A 20,313-nucleotide genomic window follows, 5' to 3' on the forward strand; every position below is an offset into this window, starting at 1 on the left:
ACCTTTTATTGTCGTCCTGCATAAAGCATCGATACAAACCGGGAAATACCCCGGCCGACTTATGAAGCGGCCCCGCCCAACCCTCAACAGACCGATACCAACCACTAAACGCTTGCGCTCGTTCACGCTTGGCGATGAACGCTTACCCTTTTTGCTCAAACGCTGTTTTTATCCCGAAGGTAAAAACACTCTTAAACCGGACCAGCCCAGCCACCAGTAACAGTGCGGACACCGCCAGGAGAAAACCCTGCATTAAGGGCGCGCGGGTTTCAGTTCCGATGGACAGCGCGTGAATAAAAGCCAGTGGCAATATCACTACCCACAGGGTGTGCCCGATACGCCACTTTCCCTTTCCAGAGGCCAGTTTCCATCCAGCAAAGACATTCAGGCACAACAAGCCGAATGCAATCAATCCCAGGCTCACCTGCTGGCTGTAATATCCGTGAGTAAACTTTGGTAATAGCAGGCCCCAGGCTGGAGCCTCCGTGCGCACTGATACAGCAGCAAAGAACAGAGAAGCGTGCAGCAATATCAAGGAAAAGGTCAGCACGCCGAGCACCTTGTGGAACCTAATGTTCCAAAATGATAGCGTACCCGCCCTACAACTTAGGCGCTTAGCCAGCGCCAGTAAGCACTGCAAACCCAACAGACTGATCGCTACTAATCCAGCGAGTTTGGAGAAGACGTACAGCTTTTGCCCAGGTGGTAGGAGGGTCGCAAAATAATCGGTTGGATTACCGACAGAAGACCACCAAGTGATCAGGGGGATACCGATCGCGATAAACACGATAAGCAGTGCACTCCACTTTGCTATAGATGCCTTCATGTACTCTCCTCTGTCCTGCTCCATGACTGCCCCCCTATCAAGAGTCAAACCCTGGGCAGCGCCCTGTGGAAACACAACTATTTAGTAGCCTTAAGGCCTCCTCACTCTGCATAGCCTTGGAGCCCACCGTTGGCAGCCCCTGCGTAACCCAGCCTTTAATACCGTAGGGCTTAAGGATGACGGAGTTCTCGATGCCCGCCATCTTCAACGCCTTAGCCATTTCAAAGCCTCTAAAATCTTTAACACAGTAACTAACGACGTAGTCAGCTTCATCCAACTGCTTCACTATCTGATCATCGAGTTCACGCAGCGGAATATTTAAGGCATCGGGGATATGGGCCTCAGCAAACTCTTGCTCCTCCCGCACATCAACAAAGACAATCCGTTTACCCTGCTGCATTTGCATAAGAAGATCGGCAATCGCCATCTCCTGGACCGGCGACTTTTCTGAGGCGTGCACCTCAGCATCACAGGTCATTGCAAGACTATCTTGTCGCAAAGGCTTCTGTTCTTCTGTGCTTTGGGAGAGAGCGGAATACACACGATCAAAGAATTTCAGATAGCAGTCAGCGGGAACGGTGTCTCGACCATAGCTTTCCTGTAAACCTCGAAAAGCGGACTCGATCACCTGTGCCTCTGGGGTTTTATCCGCGCCCCAGAAGTTCACTTCAATATCGCGGATGATATGTACCAGATTGAGAACCACAGGATCTTCAACCGCGTAGGTGACTTGAGTCACTTCAAAGGCAGTCTGGTTCTCTATCCTGCGGAGATCAGATTCAGGGGTATCGAACTCAATGCCCGCAGGCAAAGACTCTCCCTGCTCGACAAACAGCAGAGAAGCTTCGGGATTGACATGACGAGTTAGTAACCAAGCTGTCGCCCACTTATCCGGGCCCAACCCATACTCACTGACAAAAGCCTGTGGAGTTTCAAACTCAGACCTAGAGCAAGCGGTGAGACACAGGCAAAGTAATACTGAAATGACTCGAAAAATACTGCCCAAGTGGAAACTTCCTTTTAGCAATAACATACGTAAGACAACAAAGAAGCTTAGATCTATCTAAACCTATAAACGCTATCGTAGGCTAGCGTGAGTAACCTTGCCGGGCTTTCTACCACAGCAAAAATTACTACACAACAAGCAATATAGAGAAAATCACTCAAGTAAACTGATTGGGAAACATTCTTTTGATATGAATACAGGGAGGGGCAGCCCAGGATTTGTTTATTTTTTCTTTTCAATTTTCTGTATAACTGCAGCAGGTTATCTACATTTCCTCAAGCCAGAGTGAATTTTATAGAAATACTGAATGATAATTTTACTCCTAAAAGAGTAAAAATTTTATCCAATCTTACGCAATTAAAAAGTAAATTACAGCGATCCCTTATTTTACTGAGACCAGCTGATTTTATAGCTTAGGCTAATCGTTACCAAAAGCCTAACTCATCCCCGCCCCCTTATTTGGGCCTCCTATACCATTTCGATTGTTCACGGCTCCTCTGTAGAAAAAGACACCATCAAACAAAATGAGCTGTATATGCATGGTAGGCACCATCTCTACAGTCAACTTCTAGCCATAAAGGCAACGACTACTACATTATCCATGCCACCAATACATGGTGCCTGATTATTTGAATGTGATAGCAAAGCCGCCCAAATGAGTAGCTACTCGTATTAATATTTAATATAAGCTTGATTCTGGCGAACGGTTATGAACACGTACTGGAAGATAGACCGCAATTCTAAGGGGCGAGACTTTTTAGTCGGCGACGTTCACGGATACCTTAGTCAACTAAAAGTCCAACTGTCAGGGCTCAGCTTTGACCCCAATGTTGACCGCCTATTCTTTCTGGGCGATATCGTCGATCGTGGCCCAGAAAGTGCTGCTTTGGTCGAGATGGTTGATCAACGCACTTACATTAGTATCCTTGGAAATCATGAAGCAATGACGATTGCAGGATTCGAAAACCCCACTTCTATTCAAGTGCATCTTTCGAATGGTGGGGCCTGGTTCTATAAGTTATCTCCTCTTAAGCAGAAAACGATTGTAGAAAAACTAAGGAGCTGGCCTTGGGCATTAGAAGTAAATGGAGGTGATATCCGGGTTGGGCTCGTTCATGCTGATGTACCTAACAGCAGCTGGCTGGTCATTGAAATGTTACTTAACGATATTAGTGATGCCTGGTCAAAAGGAGCTTCATTGGCTGAGCCAAAAATTGAAGCGGCCGCCCAGTTACTATTTTGGCGAAGGTCGCTAGCCACTCGTCTATATCAGGAAGTTTTGGAACTCGGGACTAACAAAAGAACCGTATCTCAATACAAAATTGACTTTCTTCGTCAACTTAGAAAGCTAGAAAACATAGATTCGAAATTAATTCGACCCTTTGAAATTACAGGGATCGACTACGTGTATATGGGACATTCGTACGTACCCATACTAACCACGGTGGGTAATTGTTACTTCTTAGACACCTACCGCGGATATGCAGGAGACAAACTAAGTATCCATTGCATAAACACCCAAGTGCCTCAATAACTGCGCCAACTACCCACCTTTAGTTGTGCCCCAACATCTCAATTAATTGATTCATGCCTGCAATTTAGCGATATTGGCGCTTCCTCTCGAGGTTAAATTCATTTAATACCACAATACTCTTACATCTATAACAGGCAGCCCTATAAGCTTTACCTTTGTATATTATAAATCTAGTTAGCAGCTCCACTATACTTAACATTTAAACTAGGCCAGAATTTTCCTTTTGGCCGGCTGAATATCAAATACATTCTTACCAGTTGCATCTTTATATTTATCATAATCAACCTCCATCCTGCCAAGTATACCTCTGGGCTCTAATACTCCTGTACTATAACTTTTTCCACCCTTGTAAAAATTTTTTAGTTCATTAGAAGTAAAAATTGATGACTCAATGATAAACTTGCATAATTGCCTATCTGAAAAGCTTAGAAAACTTACTGGGTAAACAACATAGTTATCCGTCATTTCATTACTTGCAAATAGGTTGCTTTTCACACCTTTAATATAGGAATATAAAAATGGACTTAGAGAGTATGACTCTGAAAGTATCCAGTTCCATGTAGTCGAGCACATTTTTATTAAAAAATTATATCTAACGATCTGAAGTATCAAGACTACTCGTAGCAGTTTTTCCTGAGGTTTATTCTCGAAATGCAGCTTACTAATAACACTCTCTAATCTGGAAGGTATAGATAGGCCGGCTACCAGCTGAATATCAAGATAACGCTCAACGTCTATCTCCCATAAAAATCTGCTCTTCAAAAACCTCTGAACTCTACCCCACAAACTAATCTCGTCAATAGCAACCGCCATTTCAAAGTGTAGGTCCGATAGAGAACAACCCATTTTTATACGAGATTCCAAAATCGCTTTAGTTATTTTGCAATTATATTTGAATGCATCAATATCAAAATCATTAGTCAAGCTAGAGACTGAAGTTCCATACGGTATACTTTTAACTTTTATTAAGGTTTCACTATGTAAGTGACACACCTTATAGCAACCTTCTCTCCAATAAAATCTGACATATGAATTCTTTTCCCAACACTTACGGCAAATCTTATTATCTGACACAGAACGTTTAGGTGGGGCTTCATATAAGTTAAGTTCTGATAAAGGGAAGTACTCTCTAAGAACAAACTCCAATGCTACTCGGCTTTTATACCATTTCAGATTATGGCGCTTATACTCTACATTAAAATCACTTAACTTCTTCCTTTCCTTTTCAGAAATATCATACCCGCCCGCTATATCTTTATACAAATTAATAAGCGAGACGACCAAGACCTCAGAATCCCTATAACCATTCCAGTAAGCTAATCGCCCCAGATAGTCAGGAAAACTTTCATCAAAATATTTTCTCTTTCTATAAATCAGATTCATACTATTTTTTCAAAGCCTAGCCCCACTAACCCAACATTTATTTATCCGCTCTAATCCTAACTATGACACACCAAAAATATATTATCGAGTTTTAATTAACCACACACCAAGAAGCATGACTTGAATGTAAAATGCTTTGTAAAATATATATTACTTGAACTCCAGCAATGGAGGAAAAGTTAATTCTTACTACGGAAAGCACATCACTTGTGAAAAATTTAATTAATAATAGAAAATTAAATATAATGTCATTTTCCTTTGGCTAGCTCTTTCTTTATTGCAGCTACTAAGCTTCCGTCTTCAATTCCCTTGAACATAACCTCTATAGATTCACCTATATTAGATTCCTTTATGATCGAGATCTGTCCCAATTGGTCAGTTAAATATGACAAAATAATTATTTTAGCTCTTTTATAAAACATGTTGTATAAATTCAAACACCACTCTCTAGCCAACCGATTAGATTGATTGTTAACCTCTTCTTTGTAGGTTATAAATGCTCTATATTTGCCACCGTTGGATTTGTAAATATCAACTAGACGAGGGCCTTCTGAAATTAGATAACTTAAATATAACCCCTGCTTTTTCCTTGATAGATTATTTGATCTTAAATATATATCCAGAACACCAAGATCTTTTTTGCTGAAACCTCTAGATGCTAGCTGTAGTCTATTGCGCTGAATAAGGTTGGGAAATGTTAGTGGGAGAAACAAATCAGAAAGTGTTACCCATCCATGGTTTTCATAAAAGTGAATGAGGTATTTACCTTCTCCTGTCTTTTTCAGCCCATAGATTTCCAGATAGGAAATTTCTTTACCTGAATCAATTTGATCTGAAACCATTTCCATTCTTATTAAGGCATCCTCATGGCGAGGCACATCCATCATCCACTGATTATTGATTTCGGTATTTTGATCATATGTTTCTTTAAAGAAAGCAATTATCTGCTCTTTGCTAAATTGTGATTTATAAGTGATATCAGAAGCATCTCCCGCAATGGAAGCTAGGCATAGAACAAAAAGAATAACCCTCAAAAACCACCTCCCCGGCAAGTATCTTATTTTGCACATCATTAGTGCCCAGTATTTTTCTAATAATTCTAATACTGCTTATCAGAAAATGGAGCAATAAGGAGCGTCACGATATAGACTTAAGTGCTGAATTAATTGGGAAGTGTCACCTTTTATAAATTAATTTTTACCCATTAATGTTAATGTGCCGAACTCTATTTATTGCTTGATGTTACGATTGATGTTTAACTCTTCTTGTATGATTTTTGTACCATAGCGCCCCCCAAAAATAGTGAAAAACCATACCATCAAGAATAAATTTTTTTACTTCTTCAGAAGCCACATAAATATCCAGAAGGTAACCCAATCGATCTTCGTCAATCAATTCTGAGCTTTCACTGCTAAGTCAGCTTTGAATTATCTCACTTTTTGAAAAGCAATAAACTGCTTCATGCTTGCATGATTTTTCACTTTAGAATTTATACTGTATTCAAGTTCTCCTCTCTGCATAGCCAAAACAAGCCGGACGATAGAATAACCCTGTCGCTGAACACCAGCCATAGATATAGCGGCTGATGCACACTCAGACTTACGAGCTTTTTTCCGTAGATTTTCAATCAATGAAAGGCTTTGCTCCTTATTAATTACCCAGTCTCGGTTTAGGCCATCTGGTTTCTGGAGCGTATGTATAATATCCGCATCCAATAACTTTTTTAATTGGTATCGAGTTATCTCAAGTACTTTACATGCCTCATTCATGCCCCAATTTGTTGACAATTCATTAGCAAGTGATTCAACCTCCTCCCGTCTATAATGCTTTTTTCCCTTAAAAATTACTGATATCAAACGACCCTGTTGAACAAGTTTGTCAATCCTTTCTGTTCTACATCCTAAAATTCTGATGGCATCTTTTTTCGAAATAATCTTACGAGTTGTAGAAGTCACCTGTATTCTTGTAATCCGTTCAGGTTCCAATACTCCAGGCCAATACTCCTGAATATAGTGATTGAATTCTGCTTTTATTCTTGCGACTCCCTGATTATTTTTTTGCCGATGTAAACGTTCATAGATATCTCGAAAGTGTTTATTTAATCCACCTTGGCCTTTGTTGCTCATTGGATGATCAATATACTGGCTGAGTAACGCATAAAAACTATCAGGCCATCCATGAAGCAAATGCCACACATTTATATAAATCTGACTTAATTCAAGATTTTTCATTGCCACAGGATTAAATGAATCACCCAATAAGCGAGTTTGATAGTGTGCAATGAAATGTATAAAACTCAACGCCTCCCTTAATGACATCCCTTGCAATACAATTGGAATTTCTCTGCTTGATTGTCTGCCAGAAATTAACGACTCAATATAAACTGATTGTTCTATTAGACTTAGTTTCGCACTATTAAGGCTAGGTTTAATGCAATTGACTTCGCCATCAAATTTATTCAAATGATGACGGTACCAGCTCAAGTACATGCCTGAATTGGGATTCACGTCTATTAACATTTTTTGATGCTTAGAACAGACCACTACCGGAAGCAATGCCCATTGGTACTTACAATATCCCAATTCTTCCAAGCAGTCTGGACACACTTTGGGGCGCTTTACAATAAGATTGGGAGTATCAATGATTGGTCGGAATGATCGATAAATAGGGGCTAGCTTCGAATAGCCTGCTATCAGGCCAAGAGTGGCTAGAAACGCCCTTGTATTAAATTTTCCTGTAAGAATCTGGTGAACAGGAACACGATTGTTTTTCCACTTAAGGCCAGCATAGTGTAATAATTTACCAATGTGGTTAAAGCCATTTTGTTCTGACAAGCGAACTAAGTAACTGACCAAGCATTCTTCTGGCTGGATGAAGGGTCTTGATAGTAACATCGCCATTCCTGTGTACCTAACTAGGAAATTTTTCTATTTGCTACATAATCAATAACTTTGGGAGTAGGTCATAAATATTGGATTACTCATAATACTGCATTAACAATAACTATTAGTTTGTACACAAGGAGACTAAAAATTTTAATTTTAGTTATAGTGTCGGAATTGCTTCTTCAAACACAAAATTTTGTTTCATAAAATTTCGACATTCCTACTTTCTTTAGATTGCTTATACAATTAATTAAAAACATAAAAATATCTTATCATCTGGATAACATTTAAAATATTCTTTCTGAGATTATGTACAGCACAAAAACAATATTATCTCACACTCTTAAAATATAGCTTGCAATAAATTTATATCACTATCTTTATGGGCGATATTCTATAATAAGCCTTAAGCAGCTCCTTCAATCATGTAGAGTCTTTTATTAGGAGCAATACCATATATAGCATACTCAGCATCTACGATAGAGTTCTTGTTTGCTCGATAACCAAAATGCCAATCAGAGTGTATAATCAGCTCCCTTAACTCTAGTTTATCTAGAGGCAATATAAATGGATTTACGTTATTGGTTACGCCATATTCCCTCAAAACACTTGCTAATAGGTTTAGATCAAAAGGTTTACCTTCCATTTTGGAAAGAATGTAAGCATCACCAATCAAGTTTGCTGTCGCTCGCAAATTCCCATCTGTTGCAGCAAACACTCTATAAGCATTTGCAATATCCTCTAGCTTAATTCCACTTGAAATACCATAAGCATCTGATAATAGTTTCAGGAGGCGTCTATAGTTATCTCGCTCAGTTTTTTGACTTATTCGAAATGGCGGGACAATATGACGGTATGCGATACGTCCTTTAAGTTGGCGGTTTGAATCTACAAGATACTTGCTCCAAGGCATCCCCATAAACACAATTGGTACTTTCGTATCTTTTATTAGATCTTTGAATATATCAGCAATACCGGTTACTACTTTTGCACTACGGCGCTCAATAATTACCTGAATCTCATCAAGAATAAGAAGTTCTACACCAACCACACGTATCAAAGTAATTAACCGTTCATAAAGCTCACCTTGATTTCTTGCTCCCATCCCCTGCTGAGGATCGCCTATAGCGACCAGCAATGACCTCAAGAATTCTAAGGGAGTGGAAATAGCCTTTAATTCAAAATGAAGAACTGGAATATACGTTCTCTCATCCTGCTCGACTATGGGGTTCTTATCGACATAGTATTCCGCTAATGCACTTTTTCCACTTCCAGACTCTCCCGTCAACAGTAAGCAAGAAGCAACATCAAACTGTTGCTTCTTAAGTCGAAGAGTATCAAATAGTTTGAGCATCTCTGTAATGAACGGACTTTTTATAAATGGACGGATAGCATTTACTCTCTTCACTTATCTATGCTCCAGCCGTCCATATCGAGATCATCATCTTCAGAAGCACAATCAATATCGATAACCTGCTTAGTGTTGTCGACCACCAATTTCATATCGCTAACACCAATTTTTTCAGAACGTGCAGCCTTAGAAGTAGTTATCTGTGTTTTGCGCCTGGAATTTCTTGCATGTAATTTTTCACGCTCCTTCGACAGCTTAACTCTTGCCCGCTGAAGATCTAAATCATCTAATTTTGATTTACCCACAGCTTTTACCTTCGCTCTAATTTTGTCATGCTCAAAAGCTGATAATCCCGATGCATATTCAAATTTTTCACATTCGACCTTCAGAAAAATTTTATTTACATCATCACGAACCAGGATATATCCAATATCAAAAGGATTGTACCGAACATTTACGGTCCCAGGTCCATCTCTTCGATACAAATCCCTAAGTTGATTTGAGTTATAATCCAGTGAAAATATTCGAATTCCACCTTTCCTAAGCTCCCTAGTACTTGAAGCCATGAGGAGGGGGGTCAAATCCATTTCCTCCTCAACAGGCACAGGAAACTGTTGCTCTGAATTAACCCATAACTCATTTGGTGTCACTCCAAGCTGTGTAATTGGCTCGTTGTGATAAACTTCGATAAGCCATTTCACAAAATAACTTTTGAACTCAGAAAATGTAATTTTAGCTTCCTGCCTTCCATCGTATGTATCACCACACTTCCCAGCCTTTCGTACTACACCAGGCAAATCATCCAGTACCATTGAATTTACTGTGCCAAAAAATCGTTCAACTTGACTTTTATAGTTCGCCTTCCGTATCGGGCAGTATTGAAATACTGATCCAATTTCATCTGCCACAGCACAAAAATTCTTCCCCCAGAATTCATTACCATTATCAGTAACTATTGTTGTCGGTATTCCATGAGCTGGCCAGGATGCATCGCTGCCAAGCGACTCCAAGAATTCAGTCTTTGGTAAAAATGCATTGATGCAAGCAATGGAAACTGAGGCATAAGATGGCTTTTCAAATGAAAGCTGAAAGCCGAGTACCATATGTGAGTAGTGATCTATTAGAACTGTAATGTTGGGTCTACCAAGTAAGGTCTTATGATCATCATGGAGAACGTGGATATCTAAGAGAGTATGATCTATTTCTACTCGCTCTAAGACTCTTGTAGTTTTTATTCCGCTTTCGGATCCAGCTAATTCAGCTTGTAAAGCTCTAACTCCTTGTCTTGCCTTCTGCTTATTTTGATAAGAAACCTCTAAAACTCGGGACTTTACCGTATGGTAATTTGGCACTTTTAATCGTTCATTAGGGAAGTCTAAATTATGCGAGAGTATTTTCTCCTCAACATTGCGATAAATTGAAGCCATTGATGGCTGACTTGGGGAAAAATACCGTTTCGCTGCAGAACGAATTATCTCTAGAACTCTTCGGTCTATTTTAGGTTCTCGATCCCCTTTAAATCGATGCCTTGGATACAAGCCTCGCATTTTATTGCCAGACTCTACAAATCTTTTGTACCAACTTCTAACAGACTGCCAATGGGGTGGTTTCTCGCCAATCTCCCCTGCAACTTTGCGTATTGTTGTTCCTGCATTTTTTTCGGTAATTTTATTTATACCGTACTCTCTAAGCCTTTTAATGTACTGATATTTTCTATTTGTTTCCTGCTGCTCTTTTTCAGTAAGATCTAAAAACTTTAAGTCACCAAAGTCTCGTGTCTCAGCGAGTAGTTTCAACCCTCCAGATGAATAGATTTCATTTAACTCCGCTTTAGGTATTCTTGAGATTCGGTCAGTTGCTATATCAGCGAGTACGATTTCACTGCTGCCTACAGACCTGATCATCGCTCGTTTACACGGAACTTCATCTCTAAATTCAATGATGACACCTTCTACCCACAGCTCAACAGACATCGAATGTCACCTCCGTTGTCTCACTTAGGTGTTCGGAGCTTATATCAAACTTTAAATACCCCAATGCCAGCCAGGAATAGATTTCCCTCAAGCTGGCTTTACCCTTTAGCTTCGTAATCATGCGAGAAAGGAGCATTGTATTGCCAACACTTTCAGCGCACTGATACAAGTTACGCATATCTTGTATGGGGCGCTTTCTATACTGATAGAGCTTTTCATAATTTGATAGCAAAGGCTGACGAGTAATCTCCATCTCATCAACCAACAGAAAACTTATATTAGGATTTTCAAGTGAAGCTTCAAAACTACTGAAAAGTTTTTGATACCATTCCCTTTGAGAACGCTCTAAAGGCTTAACTTCAACATATTTACAAGCGCCTGATACATAGTGCACTTCGAAATCTGGTGTATATTTTCGTTCTTCACCATCTACGAATACACTAAATGTTCGCGGCTGAGGGAAGTAGGTTTTAACTCTCGAATCAAATTCGAGATGGAAACAATACTTTGATTCCAAAATGGACTCAACGAGGATTGATTTTCCGCTGCCCGACTTAATTGCCGGAAATCGAACGATGTTCTTAACAGCGGATTTTTTCAGCTTACGGGCAGGAGATCGCATTTTTTACATATATCCTGAACTTTCATGCTCAAATTATATGGTTTTTATAGCTTTCTCCTAAAAACTTTATAGAATATTCCTATAAATTTATAAACTTTCCCTACAATTTACATTAACCGACCTCGGCAAGGTTCCCTTTACTCTCCAGCCACTGCTTGCGATCACCCGCACGCTTTTTGGCAAGTAACATATCCAACAACTGATTGCTGTCATCACCGGCATCTATATAAAGCTGTACCAGGCGACGGGTATTGGGATCCATTGTGGTTTCACGCAGCTGCATAGGATTCATTTCACCTAGGCCTTTAAAGCGAGTAACCTGGATCTTGCCCTTTTTCTTCTCTGCACTGATTCGATCGAGAATGCCCTGTTTTTCTGATTCATCCAGCGCGTAATAGACATCTTTGCCAATATCGATACGAAATAATGGCGGCATTGCTACATACACATGGCCATTGGTCACAAGCGGGCGGAAGTGTCTCAGGAATAGGGCACAAAGCAGAGTAGCAATATGTAATCCATCTGAATCGGCATCTGCAAGAATACAAATTTTGTTATAGCGCAAACCTTCAAGGTTATCGCTACCGGGATCTACTCCCAAGGCTACAGCAATATCATGCACTTCTTGGCTGCCCAGGATTTCTGCTGAATCAACCTCCCAAGTATTCAGAATTTTTCCGCGCAAGGGCATGATAGCCTGAAACTCACGGTCACGAGCCTGCTTGGCGGAGCCACCCGCAGAGTCCCCCTCGACCAGGAAGAGTTCACTGCGGGAGGTATCGGCACTGGAGCAGTCTGCTAATTTGCCGGGCAGTGCAGGTCCCTGGGTTACTTTTTTACGTGCAACTTTTTTGGCGGAGCGCATACGTTTTTGCGCATTGCTGATGCATACTTCAGCGAGTTTATCGCCCTCTTCCGTGTGCTGGTTCAACCATAGGCTAAAGGCATCCTTAGCCACACCGGAGATAAACGCAGTAGCTTCGCGAGAGGACAGCCGCTCTTTGGTCTGACCTGAAAACTGAGGGTCAGCCAGCTTGGCAGAAAGTACGTAGGAACATTGGCCCCAAATATCCTCAGGCCCCAACTTAATACCGCGAGGTAACAAGTTGCGGATTTCACAATACTCCCGCATGGCATCCAGTAAACCTGCTCGCAGCCCATTCACATGAGTGCCACCCTGAGCGGTGGGAATCAGGTTTACATAGGACTCTGCAGTAATTTCTCCACCTTCAGGTAACCACTGTACTGCCCAGTCTGCAGCTTCTGTAGATGCAGCAAAACTACCGACAAAAGGTTCTGCAGGCAGAATTTCCCATCCTTGGTTAGCCGCAGCAAGATAATCTTTTAGTCCATCTTCGTAGTACCATTCGTCCGACTCCCCGTCCTGCTCATTGATAAAGGTAACGGTGAGCCCAGGACAGAGCACAGCTTTGGCACGTAGCAGGTGGCGTAGGCGCACCACGGAAAATTTTGCGGAATCAAAATACTGCGGGTCTGGCAAAAAACGAACGCTGGTTCCGGTAGTACGCTTGGGGCAGTCACCGACCACTTCAAGATCAGAGGCTTTTTCTCCATCCTTGAAACCGATTCGATGTACCTTACCATCCCGCTGGATAGTCACTTCAAGCACCTTCGACAGGGCGTTGACCACGGACACACCCACACCATGCAAACCGCCAGAAAACTGGTAGTTTTTATTGGAAAACTTACCTCCAGCATGCAAGGTGGACAAAATTACTTCAACACCTGGACGCCCCTGCTCGGGGTGAATATCCACGGGCATGCCACGCCCGTTATCACTAACAGAGATCGATTGGTCTTTGTGTAAGACGATTTCGATTTTATTGGCATGACCTGCGAGGGCTTCATCGACACTATTATCGATGACTTCTTGGGCCAAGTGGTTGGGGCGGGTAGTATCTGTATACATACCGGGGCGTTTGCGCACCGGATCCAGCCCTGTGAGAACCTCAATATCTTCGGCGGAATAATTGGCCATAATTTAATTAATTACTGCTGATTAAATAAAAATTCAACTATAGGATCGCAATATCGTGCGAACCCCTGAAAGCTGTGATCACCACCGTCTTCGATAGTTTGACGCTGGCCCCGATAAAAGTCCTCTGCATCACGGTAATCGAGTGTTTCATCACCTCGCTGGGCTAAAAGCCAATAGCGACTGCTCAAAGGGCTGGGCAGCTCAGCTTCCAAATGCTCCAAAGTATCTACGTCCCCCCTACCAAGGCGATAGTCTCGCTGTTCACCACTATAAGGCCGTAATACCTGCCCAATATAGGCGGGCATAAAGCGGGACGGTCGTACTGCAGGGTTGATAAGTGCTGCTGGCAGGTTAAAGCGCTCTCCCAGATAGGTGCACCAAAACCCTCCCATAGAACTTCCCACCAACCCAATAGGGCCACAATCAGCAGACTTCAGGAAACCCTTTAATAAGCTAACCAGGGATTGCTGTGCAATTGCCGGATAAGGAGAGATTTGTGGCGCACAGAAAATAATGCTCGGATGATCAGCACCGAGCTGTTCGCGCATCAACTGACACTTAAAAGATTGCGGGGACGATAGAAAGCCGTGCAAGTAAATCAGCAGCGGCCTTCCCTTGGAGTCTTGTGTTTGCATAGGCGGGGATTATAGCGCCCTTGAGAGCCTGTGGGAGCGTAAGCTCCATACCTACCCGCCGAATATTTCACATTATCTACAGTAGAGCCTTATCGAGGCTGGCAAAGGCCCGGCGCATATCTACACGCATATCAGACCAAAAAGTTACGCTTGTAAAGCGCTCAAGCCGCCCCCCCGGCCCGTTCGTACCAAAGTTTTCTCCAATATCCCGCCGGTCGCGAAAGCGCATCACCGCATTGCCATCGCGGTCGTAGAGAGTTCCTACCAGTACACCATAGGCACTCTGTTCAGTGTACACACGCCACGCCCAGGGTGAGGGGTCCAATGGAGCAGCCACTGAAAATTTTTCCAGTGACATTGCCAGGGTGTAATCGGCCTCTGACTGCTCAGAAACCAGCACACCATTGCGCGCACTAAGAAACTTATCCGAGAAAGTTTGTGCCAACAGGTTATTAAGGCGCTGCAGATCCCGTTGGTCCAGCTCATAGTCCTTCTCGCGATAATTACTGCGTGGCAAAGTGGAAAAACGCTTGCTGTATTCAATTTGTACAGAGCCGACATAAACCTTGGCGCCACTGAGATCCAAAGCAAAAGCTGCTGATACCTCATCCAAATGGCTGGGACGAGGCTCCAAACCATCCTGCTGTACCTGAACAGAGCTACCTTCAGCAGATGTAACCTGTATTGGTTGCTGGGTACAGGCTGTAACTATTAATGCTGTACCCAACATTGAGCTAAGTAATAATTTTTGCATTTCTAAACTCCTGACTTCCCGATGTTATCAACCCGGCGAATGGAGCTCGAACACAGCGATCAATTACCACACTTTTTAGGCTGCTCATTGCAGCGTCACACTTGTATAGCTCTGATTTTCGCCGATCAATCCCTATACCAATGATTGGACTTGCGCCCAATCCAGGGAATTTCATTGTACGGCGACCGGGGAGGAAAGATAGTAGTTAGTTCGTTAAGAATGGTTTTGTACTATTCAACAATCAAGAGACAGAAGACAGGCAACCCGCTACAGCTAATTGGTATCGGGTTGATGCAAATCAATAACCTGAAGAGGCAAGATCCACATAATATTTAGAGATGGCCACGCGCTCCACGCCAGTGGTGTAGGTGCCATCATTGTGCAGCTCAAACCAACGATAGCCAGGCATTTCGTCATCTACCGCGAAAGGGCCGCTGCCAGGGGTGAACTGTACCGAAGTAGACGGCGTTGCGTGCAAGCCGATCTGTCCTCGGTTGCTGTCAAATTGCTGGTGTACATGGCCCCACACCAAGGCTTTAACTTGAGGTGCTTGATCCACCATCTGTAAAAGTTGGTCACGCCCCGCACGAAGCATATGGCCATCAATCCATTTACTGCCCACAGGAACAGGCTGGTGGTGCATCATAATCATCACCGGATGCTCTCGAGTTTCCCATAGTAGCAGTTGAAGGCGTTCCAGTTGTGCCTCACCCAGTCCACCACATATCTGGCCCTCCACACTGGTATCCAGCAGTAATAATCGCCAATTACCCAGTGCGATCAAATCCGTGCTCCGATTGGGAGCCAACTGCCGCATACGTGCACTCACATCATGATTGCCGGGAAGCCAGTACCAGGGAATAGGAATGGTGCGAATTTTTTGCAAAAAGCGACAATAGGAGGCCTCCGAGCCGTTCGCACTGATATCACCGGTGGCAACCAGGGCTTGAGCACGGGGTTGTTTGGCGATAACTGTCGCCAAAACCTCGTCGAGTGTGTGGCCGGTATCCAGACCCAGCAATTGATAATCGGGCCTGCTGCCGATATGTGGATCTGTGATCTGGATCAAACGGTGCGATGTCGCCCCAGGGGGAGACTTCGACTTATTGTGTTCGCGAATCACTTGCTCACCTTGTGTTCACATCCATGTGCTCTACTGCAGAATCAAAATCTCCGGCCATCCAGCACCAGATCAAATTCTGCGCGACCATTTGCGAGACAGTACTCAAGCCATTCGCCGAGATAACGGTTCGCCTGAGGTCTCTCATCTGCGCGTTGCATACGGGGATTCGGGTAAGCGGTATCAACTCCTTTACCACCCACCGGCCCGCGACCATTGGCTGTGATTACCTCCGCCATGCACGCATCGTGATAAAGACGTACAGTTAAGTCCGGGGGTTCCAGCCAGCGGCACTTACTGAGGCTTACCTCCGCGCTCAGGGACACTTCCGTCGTGTACCTAGATCGCGCCTTCACTCCCAGTATCAGAGTGCCTCCGGGCAATTGATAGCGCCACAACTCCCTCTCTGAAAGCTGTGGCAGCAATTTGATCAGACGCAGGTAGTTTGCATCGCAGTCGGCATGATATGACGGCAGATCGACTCTATACACTGCACTTTCATTGCCATTTGGCGACAATTGTTGCCGTTTGCGCTGTCGCGCCTGTGCCTCGCCCAGTACAGCCATTATCAACACTCCGATTCTATTGCCGCCGTGACTCAGATCTCAGTTTGCCCTTACAGCAGGTAACAGAGTGCAAGGCATAATGACCGGTCAGGCAGTTAACGTCATCTTTACTAGTTTTTCCCGGTTTAACTCCAGCCACTGCATGCAAATGATAGTGGGTGCATTATCGATAGGGTTCTCCCCTGGAGCATAGTCCCCACCCAAAGTCCTAAGAATCAGATCCCGGGTAAACACCCTTAGGTGTATATCTTCATTCTCATCTTCCAGGCCAAAGTACCCCTCTGCAGAACTCAAGTCCACTAGCCCACAGTAAAGGTGTAATCGCTCTGAACTGCCCCCTACACTGGGCATATAGCTGTGGATAAAGTGCAATTCCTGCACTTTCAAACCAGCCTCTTCCTGCACCTCGCGTTGGGCCACATCCCGCAGATCTTCTCCCTCCTCAACCATTCCGGCGACCACCTCCAGACACCAGGGCCCAGCTGAACGCTCTAGAGCACCCGCGCGAAACTGTTCAGTTAATGCTACAAGGTCCCGTTCTGGATCATAAAGTAGTACTCCGACAGCAGGCCCACGGACAAACACCTCGCGTTGAAATGTGCTGCTCCAACCGCCGCGAAATAGCCGGTGGCGTAGCCTCAAGCGCAACATGGTGAAAAATCCCTTGAACACTGTTTCCTTGGAAAGGATTTCCACAGAATCCGCAGAAAACTCAGGATACAAATCGTTTTGACTACTTTTTCTTGGCATTGTTCGCCTTCCTCTTTGCGATACAGGTCTTTCGCACTCTGGGTAGTACAGGGCTATATGGACCCGAGCCAGCTGTTATACTCTGCGCCCACCGTAACAGCCTCTGAACCAAGCGGCCATACGAATTATCTCCCTGGATTTTAGAGAGTGCGCCACTATGAGAGTGCTCAATATCGCCTATCAGCAACTGCGTCGCTACGGCAAGACACGGGTCAGCTGGGCGCAGAAATTGACTTTTGGCCTGATCAAAAATGATCACAACACCCAAGTATTCAGCGATCGGGATGTAGCCGCATTTGAGGCCCCGTTTGGCATCCGCGACCTGGGTGTGAGCAAAGCCAACCGCCGTTTGTTAGAAACCGTAGAAGCATTTGAACCGGACTTGGTGATCGCAGGCCATTGCGACATGATCGGTAACGATACCCTGAGGGAAATTAAAAAGCAGCAGCCCAACTGCATGATTGCGCACTGTAATAATGACCCTCTGTTTGTCCCCAGTAATGTGGAGCGAATTAAATACCGCGCGGAAATCGCCGATGCAGTTTTCGTGTCCACTGGGCGCCGCGAACTGAAAATTTTTGAAGGCTTCGGCGCTCGGGTTTACCACATGCCAAACCCAGTAGAGACATCGATCGAAAACCTTAATAATGCTGAGCGCACAGATCTGCCCATCGACTTATTGTTTTGCAGTAACAGCAACAATTTTACCAAGCGCCTGCAGATGGTTAAGAACCTCAAGGATGCCTTGGGGGACTCATTGAATTTTAAAACCTATGGCAGTTTTGGTGAGCCGCCGGTCTGGGGAAGAGATTACGATCGTGCACTCTCCCAAACTAAAATGGGGCTGAACTTTAATCGTCAGGATACCCACTACTGGTATTCATCCGCACGCATGGCACAACTTGCCGGTAACGGCATACTGCAGTTCACCAGTGACAAATTGCACTTTGATGAGTTACTACCGCCAGAGAGCATCGTTTATTTTTCAGAAGAGCAAGATCTACTGGAAAAAATCCGAGAGTTTCAAAATGATGATGCCAAACGCCGTGCCTGGGCAGCAAAGGCCCGGGAATTTTTCCATACGGAAATGAACTCCAAGCTCTATGCGCAGTATATTGTCGAAGCCACAAGCTTGCAGCCATTTAGCCATGACTATGCCTGGGCACGCGATATCAACCTGGATGGCACCCTGAAATAACGGCACTGCCAAACCAATCACACTTAATATGTTGGATTTATGAGTAACAAGCCAATTCGAGTGGCACAAGTCCTCGCCGGCGCCGAACACGGTGGTGCGGAAAATTTTTTTGTACGCCTGGTAAGTGGATTAAACCCAAGAGGGGAAATTAACGAGAAGGCATTTATTCGTAACCACGACCATCGCGTACAGGCACTGCGTAACAATGGCGTTGAAACTGAAGGCTTCAAGTTTGGTGGCAAGCTGGATTTTCTCGGCCGCAGAATTTACCGGGAGGCCTTGGGCAACTGGCAGCCCGATATTGTGATGACCTGGATGGGGCGCGCCACGATTATCACCCCCAATTCAAAAAACTACTTACTGGTTAGTCGCCTAGGGCACTACTACAATCTTAAGTACTACCGCCATGCAGATTACTGGATCGGTATCAGTAAAGGCATCTGCCAGCATATGATTGATGGCGGTATCCCCAAAGACCGCATTTTTCATATCCCCAACTTTGCCGACGAGACTCCTGTAGAACCTCTACCACGCAACAGTTTTAATACTCCGGAAGACAAACCCCTGATTCTCGCTGCCGGACGTCTGCATATCAATAAAGGGTTCGATGTTCTGCTGCACTCCCTGGCACAGATTCCCAATGCGACACTGTGGCTAGCAGGTGCTGGGCCAGAGGAGGCCAAATTAAAGGCCCTGTGTCACAGGCTTGGCCTGGATCAGCGGGTACGCTTTCTGGGCTGGCGCAACGATGTCACCACCCTGATGCGCACTGCCGATCTATTTGTGTGCCCATCACGCCACGAGGGATTGGGCTCGATCGTAATGGAGTCCTGGGCGCACCGCTGCCCAATAGTAGCAACCAACTCCCAGGGGCCGGGTGAGGTAATTACTGACGGTAAGAGCGGCCTAATCACTCCGATCGATGATGCAGACGCACTAGCTAAAGCCATTAAATCAGTACTGGACAACCCTGAGTTGCGCCAGAGCCTGATTGAAAATGCGTCGGAGGTCTATGCAAATGGCTATTCGAAAAAGTTTATCGTGGACTCCTATATTGAGCTCTACGATAAACTAATGCACCGAGGGCGCCCTTAATGAACAAAAAAAGCCACCAATTTATGGTGGCTTTTTTCACATCAGGCCAAAATTTTGGCACCTGCTACTGATAAGCCTCCGGTAAATCCTTCAATAAGGCGCTCACACCCCGGACAATGAGACGCTGGCGCTGCTCAATGCTATCTGGGCGAGTCAGTAGTTCACTGGCACTTCCACCCCAAATAATTTCCCCCCCTGGGCGACCAATCCCCACACTCATAATCACCAGAGGGGCATCAGTAAGCGGCGGTAACTCTACAACCTCTTGGGGCGCATTACTGTCAAACTGTTTATCCCAACTGGGGTCCCTAGTATCCCCGGAAAAAAACTCATCAACAACGGCAACCTGGTAGTCGACCACCATATCGGCTTCCTGGTCCTGCCCCACCTGACGATAACCTCTTTGCTGCAACTGCGCCGCGACTGTGCCACGCATTTCTTCATCCAACTCCACCAATTGCGCCGGCGCATCGGGCGCATCCCCGAGCGGCGTTACTCCCCATTTGTAGGTGGAAAAAGCCACCGGCTGGGCTCCTGTATTTACTCGCTCCACCTGCATCTCCTGGCATCCTGCCATTAATAGCAATGTCACCAGACCCGTCATTATGTAACGCAT

18 protein-coding genes are annotated in these 20,313 nt (G+C 44.3%); 3 read left to right on the forward strand and 15 right to left on the reverse strand.

Annotated features, from left to right (window positions below; translation table 11 throughout):
• Nucleotides 1-142: 142 nt before the first annotated feature.
• Complete coding sequence (locus ACJJI7_RS04605; protein WP_444902550.1) at nt 143-850, reverse strand: ferric reductase-like transmembrane domain-containing protein; 708 nt, start codon at nt 848-850, stop codon at nt 143-145.
• A 13-nt stretch (nt 851-863) separates the two neighbouring features.
• Complete coding sequence (locus ACJJI7_RS04610; RefSeq protein ID WP_444902549.1) at nt 864-1,832, reverse strand: chromate resistance protein ChrB domain-containing protein; 969 nt, start codon at nt 1,830-1,832, stop codon at nt 864-866.
• A 709-nt stretch (nt 1,833-2,541) separates the two neighbouring features.
• Here ACJJI7_RS04610 and ACJJI7_RS04615 point away from each other — a divergent pair.
• Nucleotides 2,542-3,366 carry a metallophosphoesterase gene (locus tag ACJJI7_RS04615; RefSeq protein WP_444902548.1) on the forward strand — a complete coding sequence of 275 codons (825 nt, stop codon included), beginning with the start codon at nt 2,542-2,544 and terminating at the stop codon, nt 3,364-3,366.
• A gap of 204 nt (nt 3,367-3,570) precedes the next feature.
• Here ACJJI7_RS04615 and ACJJI7_RS04620 read toward each other — a convergent pair whose 3' ends face one another.
• From ACJJI7_RS04620 to ACJJI7_RS04675, 12 genes are all read right to left on the reverse strand, one after another.
• Entirely contained in the window at nt 3,571-4,749 is a 1,179-nt protein-coding gene (locus tag ACJJI7_RS04620) for a hypothetical protein (RefSeq protein ID WP_444902547.1), read from the reverse strand.
• 248 nt (nt 4,750-4,997) lie between these two features.
• A complete protein-coding gene (locus ACJJI7_RS04625; RefSeq protein WP_444902546.1) occupies nt 4,998-5,783 on the reverse strand; it encodes a hypothetical protein in 786 nt (261 codons plus the stop codon).
• A gap of 393 nt (nt 5,784-6,176) precedes the next feature.
• Complete coding sequence (locus ACJJI7_RS04630; RefSeq protein WP_444902545.1) at nt 6,177-7,649, reverse strand: TniQ family protein; 1,473 nt, start codon at nt 7,647-7,649, stop codon at nt 6,177-6,179.
• Between the two features lie 391 nt (nt 7,650-8,040).
• Nucleotides 8,041-9,042: a TniB family NTP-binding protein gene (locus ACJJI7_RS04635; RefSeq protein WP_444902544.1), complete on the reverse strand. Its 1,002-nt coding sequence runs from the start codon at nt 9,040-9,042 to the stop codon at nt 8,041-8,043.
• Nucleotides 9,039-10,958 (reverse strand): TnsB C-terminal domain-containing protein, encoded by a 1,920-nt coding sequence (locus tag ACJJI7_RS04640; RefSeq protein WP_444902543.1) that lies wholly within the window; start codon nt 10,956-10,958, stop codon nt 9,039-9,041. Before ACJJI7_RS04640 ends, ACJJI7_RS04635 begins: the two co-directional genes overlap by 4 nt.
• Nucleotides 10,948-11,580, reverse strand: coding sequence for a hypothetical protein (locus ACJJI7_RS04645; RefSeq protein ID WP_444902542.1), 633 nt, complete (start codon nt 11,578-11,580; stop codon nt 10,948-10,950). Before ACJJI7_RS04645 ends, ACJJI7_RS04640 begins: the two co-directional genes overlap by 11 nt.
• A 112-nt stretch (nt 11,581-11,692) precedes the next feature.
• Nucleotides 11,693-13,579: a DNA topoisomerase IV subunit B gene (gene parE / locus ACJJI7_RS04650; RefSeq protein ID WP_020414312.1), complete on the reverse strand. Its 1,887-nt coding sequence runs from the start codon at nt 13,577-13,579 to the stop codon at nt 11,693-11,695.
• An 11-nt stretch (nt 13,580-13,590) separates the two neighbouring features.
• Nucleotides 13,591-14,127: a YqiA/YcfP family alpha/beta fold hydrolase gene (locus ACJJI7_RS04655; RefSeq protein WP_020414311.1), complete on the reverse strand. Its 537-nt coding sequence runs from the start codon at nt 14,125-14,127 to the stop codon at nt 13,591-13,593.
• Nucleotides 14,128-14,290: 163 nt separating this feature from the next.
• Nucleotides 14,291-14,968 carry a hypothetical protein gene (locus ACJJI7_RS04660; protein ID WP_444902541.1) on the reverse strand — a complete coding sequence of 226 codons (678 nt, stop codon included), beginning with the start codon at nt 14,966-14,968 and terminating at the stop codon, nt 14,291-14,293.
• Between the two features lie 298 nt (nt 14,969-15,266).
• A complete protein-coding gene (gene cpdA / locus ACJJI7_RS04665) occupies nt 15,267-16,091 on the reverse strand; it encodes a 3',5'-cyclic-AMP phosphodiesterase (protein ID WP_245556712.1) in 825 nt (274 codons plus the stop codon).
• Nucleotides 16,092-16,132: 41 nt separating this feature from the next.
• Nucleotides 16,133-16,654: a DUF1249 domain-containing protein gene (locus tag ACJJI7_RS04670; RefSeq protein ID WP_020414307.1), complete on the reverse strand. Its 522-nt coding sequence runs from the start codon at nt 16,652-16,654 to the stop codon at nt 16,133-16,135.
• Between the two features lie 87 nt (nt 16,655-16,741).
• Entirely contained in the window at nt 16,742-17,404 is a 663-nt protein-coding gene (locus ACJJI7_RS04675) for an NUDIX domain-containing protein (RefSeq protein WP_020414306.1), read from the reverse strand.
• Between the two features lie 157 nt (nt 17,405-17,561).
• Between ACJJI7_RS04675 and ACJJI7_RS04680 the strand changes: the two genes are divergently transcribed.
• Complete coding sequence (locus ACJJI7_RS04680) at nt 17,562-18,602, forward strand: glycosyltransferase family protein (RefSeq protein WP_020414305.1); 1,041 nt, start codon at nt 17,562-17,564, stop codon at nt 18,600-18,602.
• Between the two features lie 39 nt (nt 18,603-18,641).
• A complete protein-coding gene (locus ACJJI7_RS04685; RefSeq protein WP_353375556.1) occupies nt 18,642-19,697 on the forward strand; it encodes a glycosyltransferase in 1,056 nt (351 codons plus the stop codon).
• Between the two features lie 64 nt (nt 19,698-19,761).
• Here the strand turns inward: ACJJI7_RS04685 and ACJJI7_RS04690 are convergent, their stop codons facing one another.
• Nucleotides 19,762-20,313, reverse strand: a complete 552-nt coding sequence (locus ACJJI7_RS04690) for a DUF4136 domain-containing protein (RefSeq protein ID WP_444902540.1) — start codon at nt 20,311-20,313, stop codon at nt 19,762-19,764.

The sequence above is a fragment of the Microbulbifer variabilis genome, assembly GCF_056232115.1.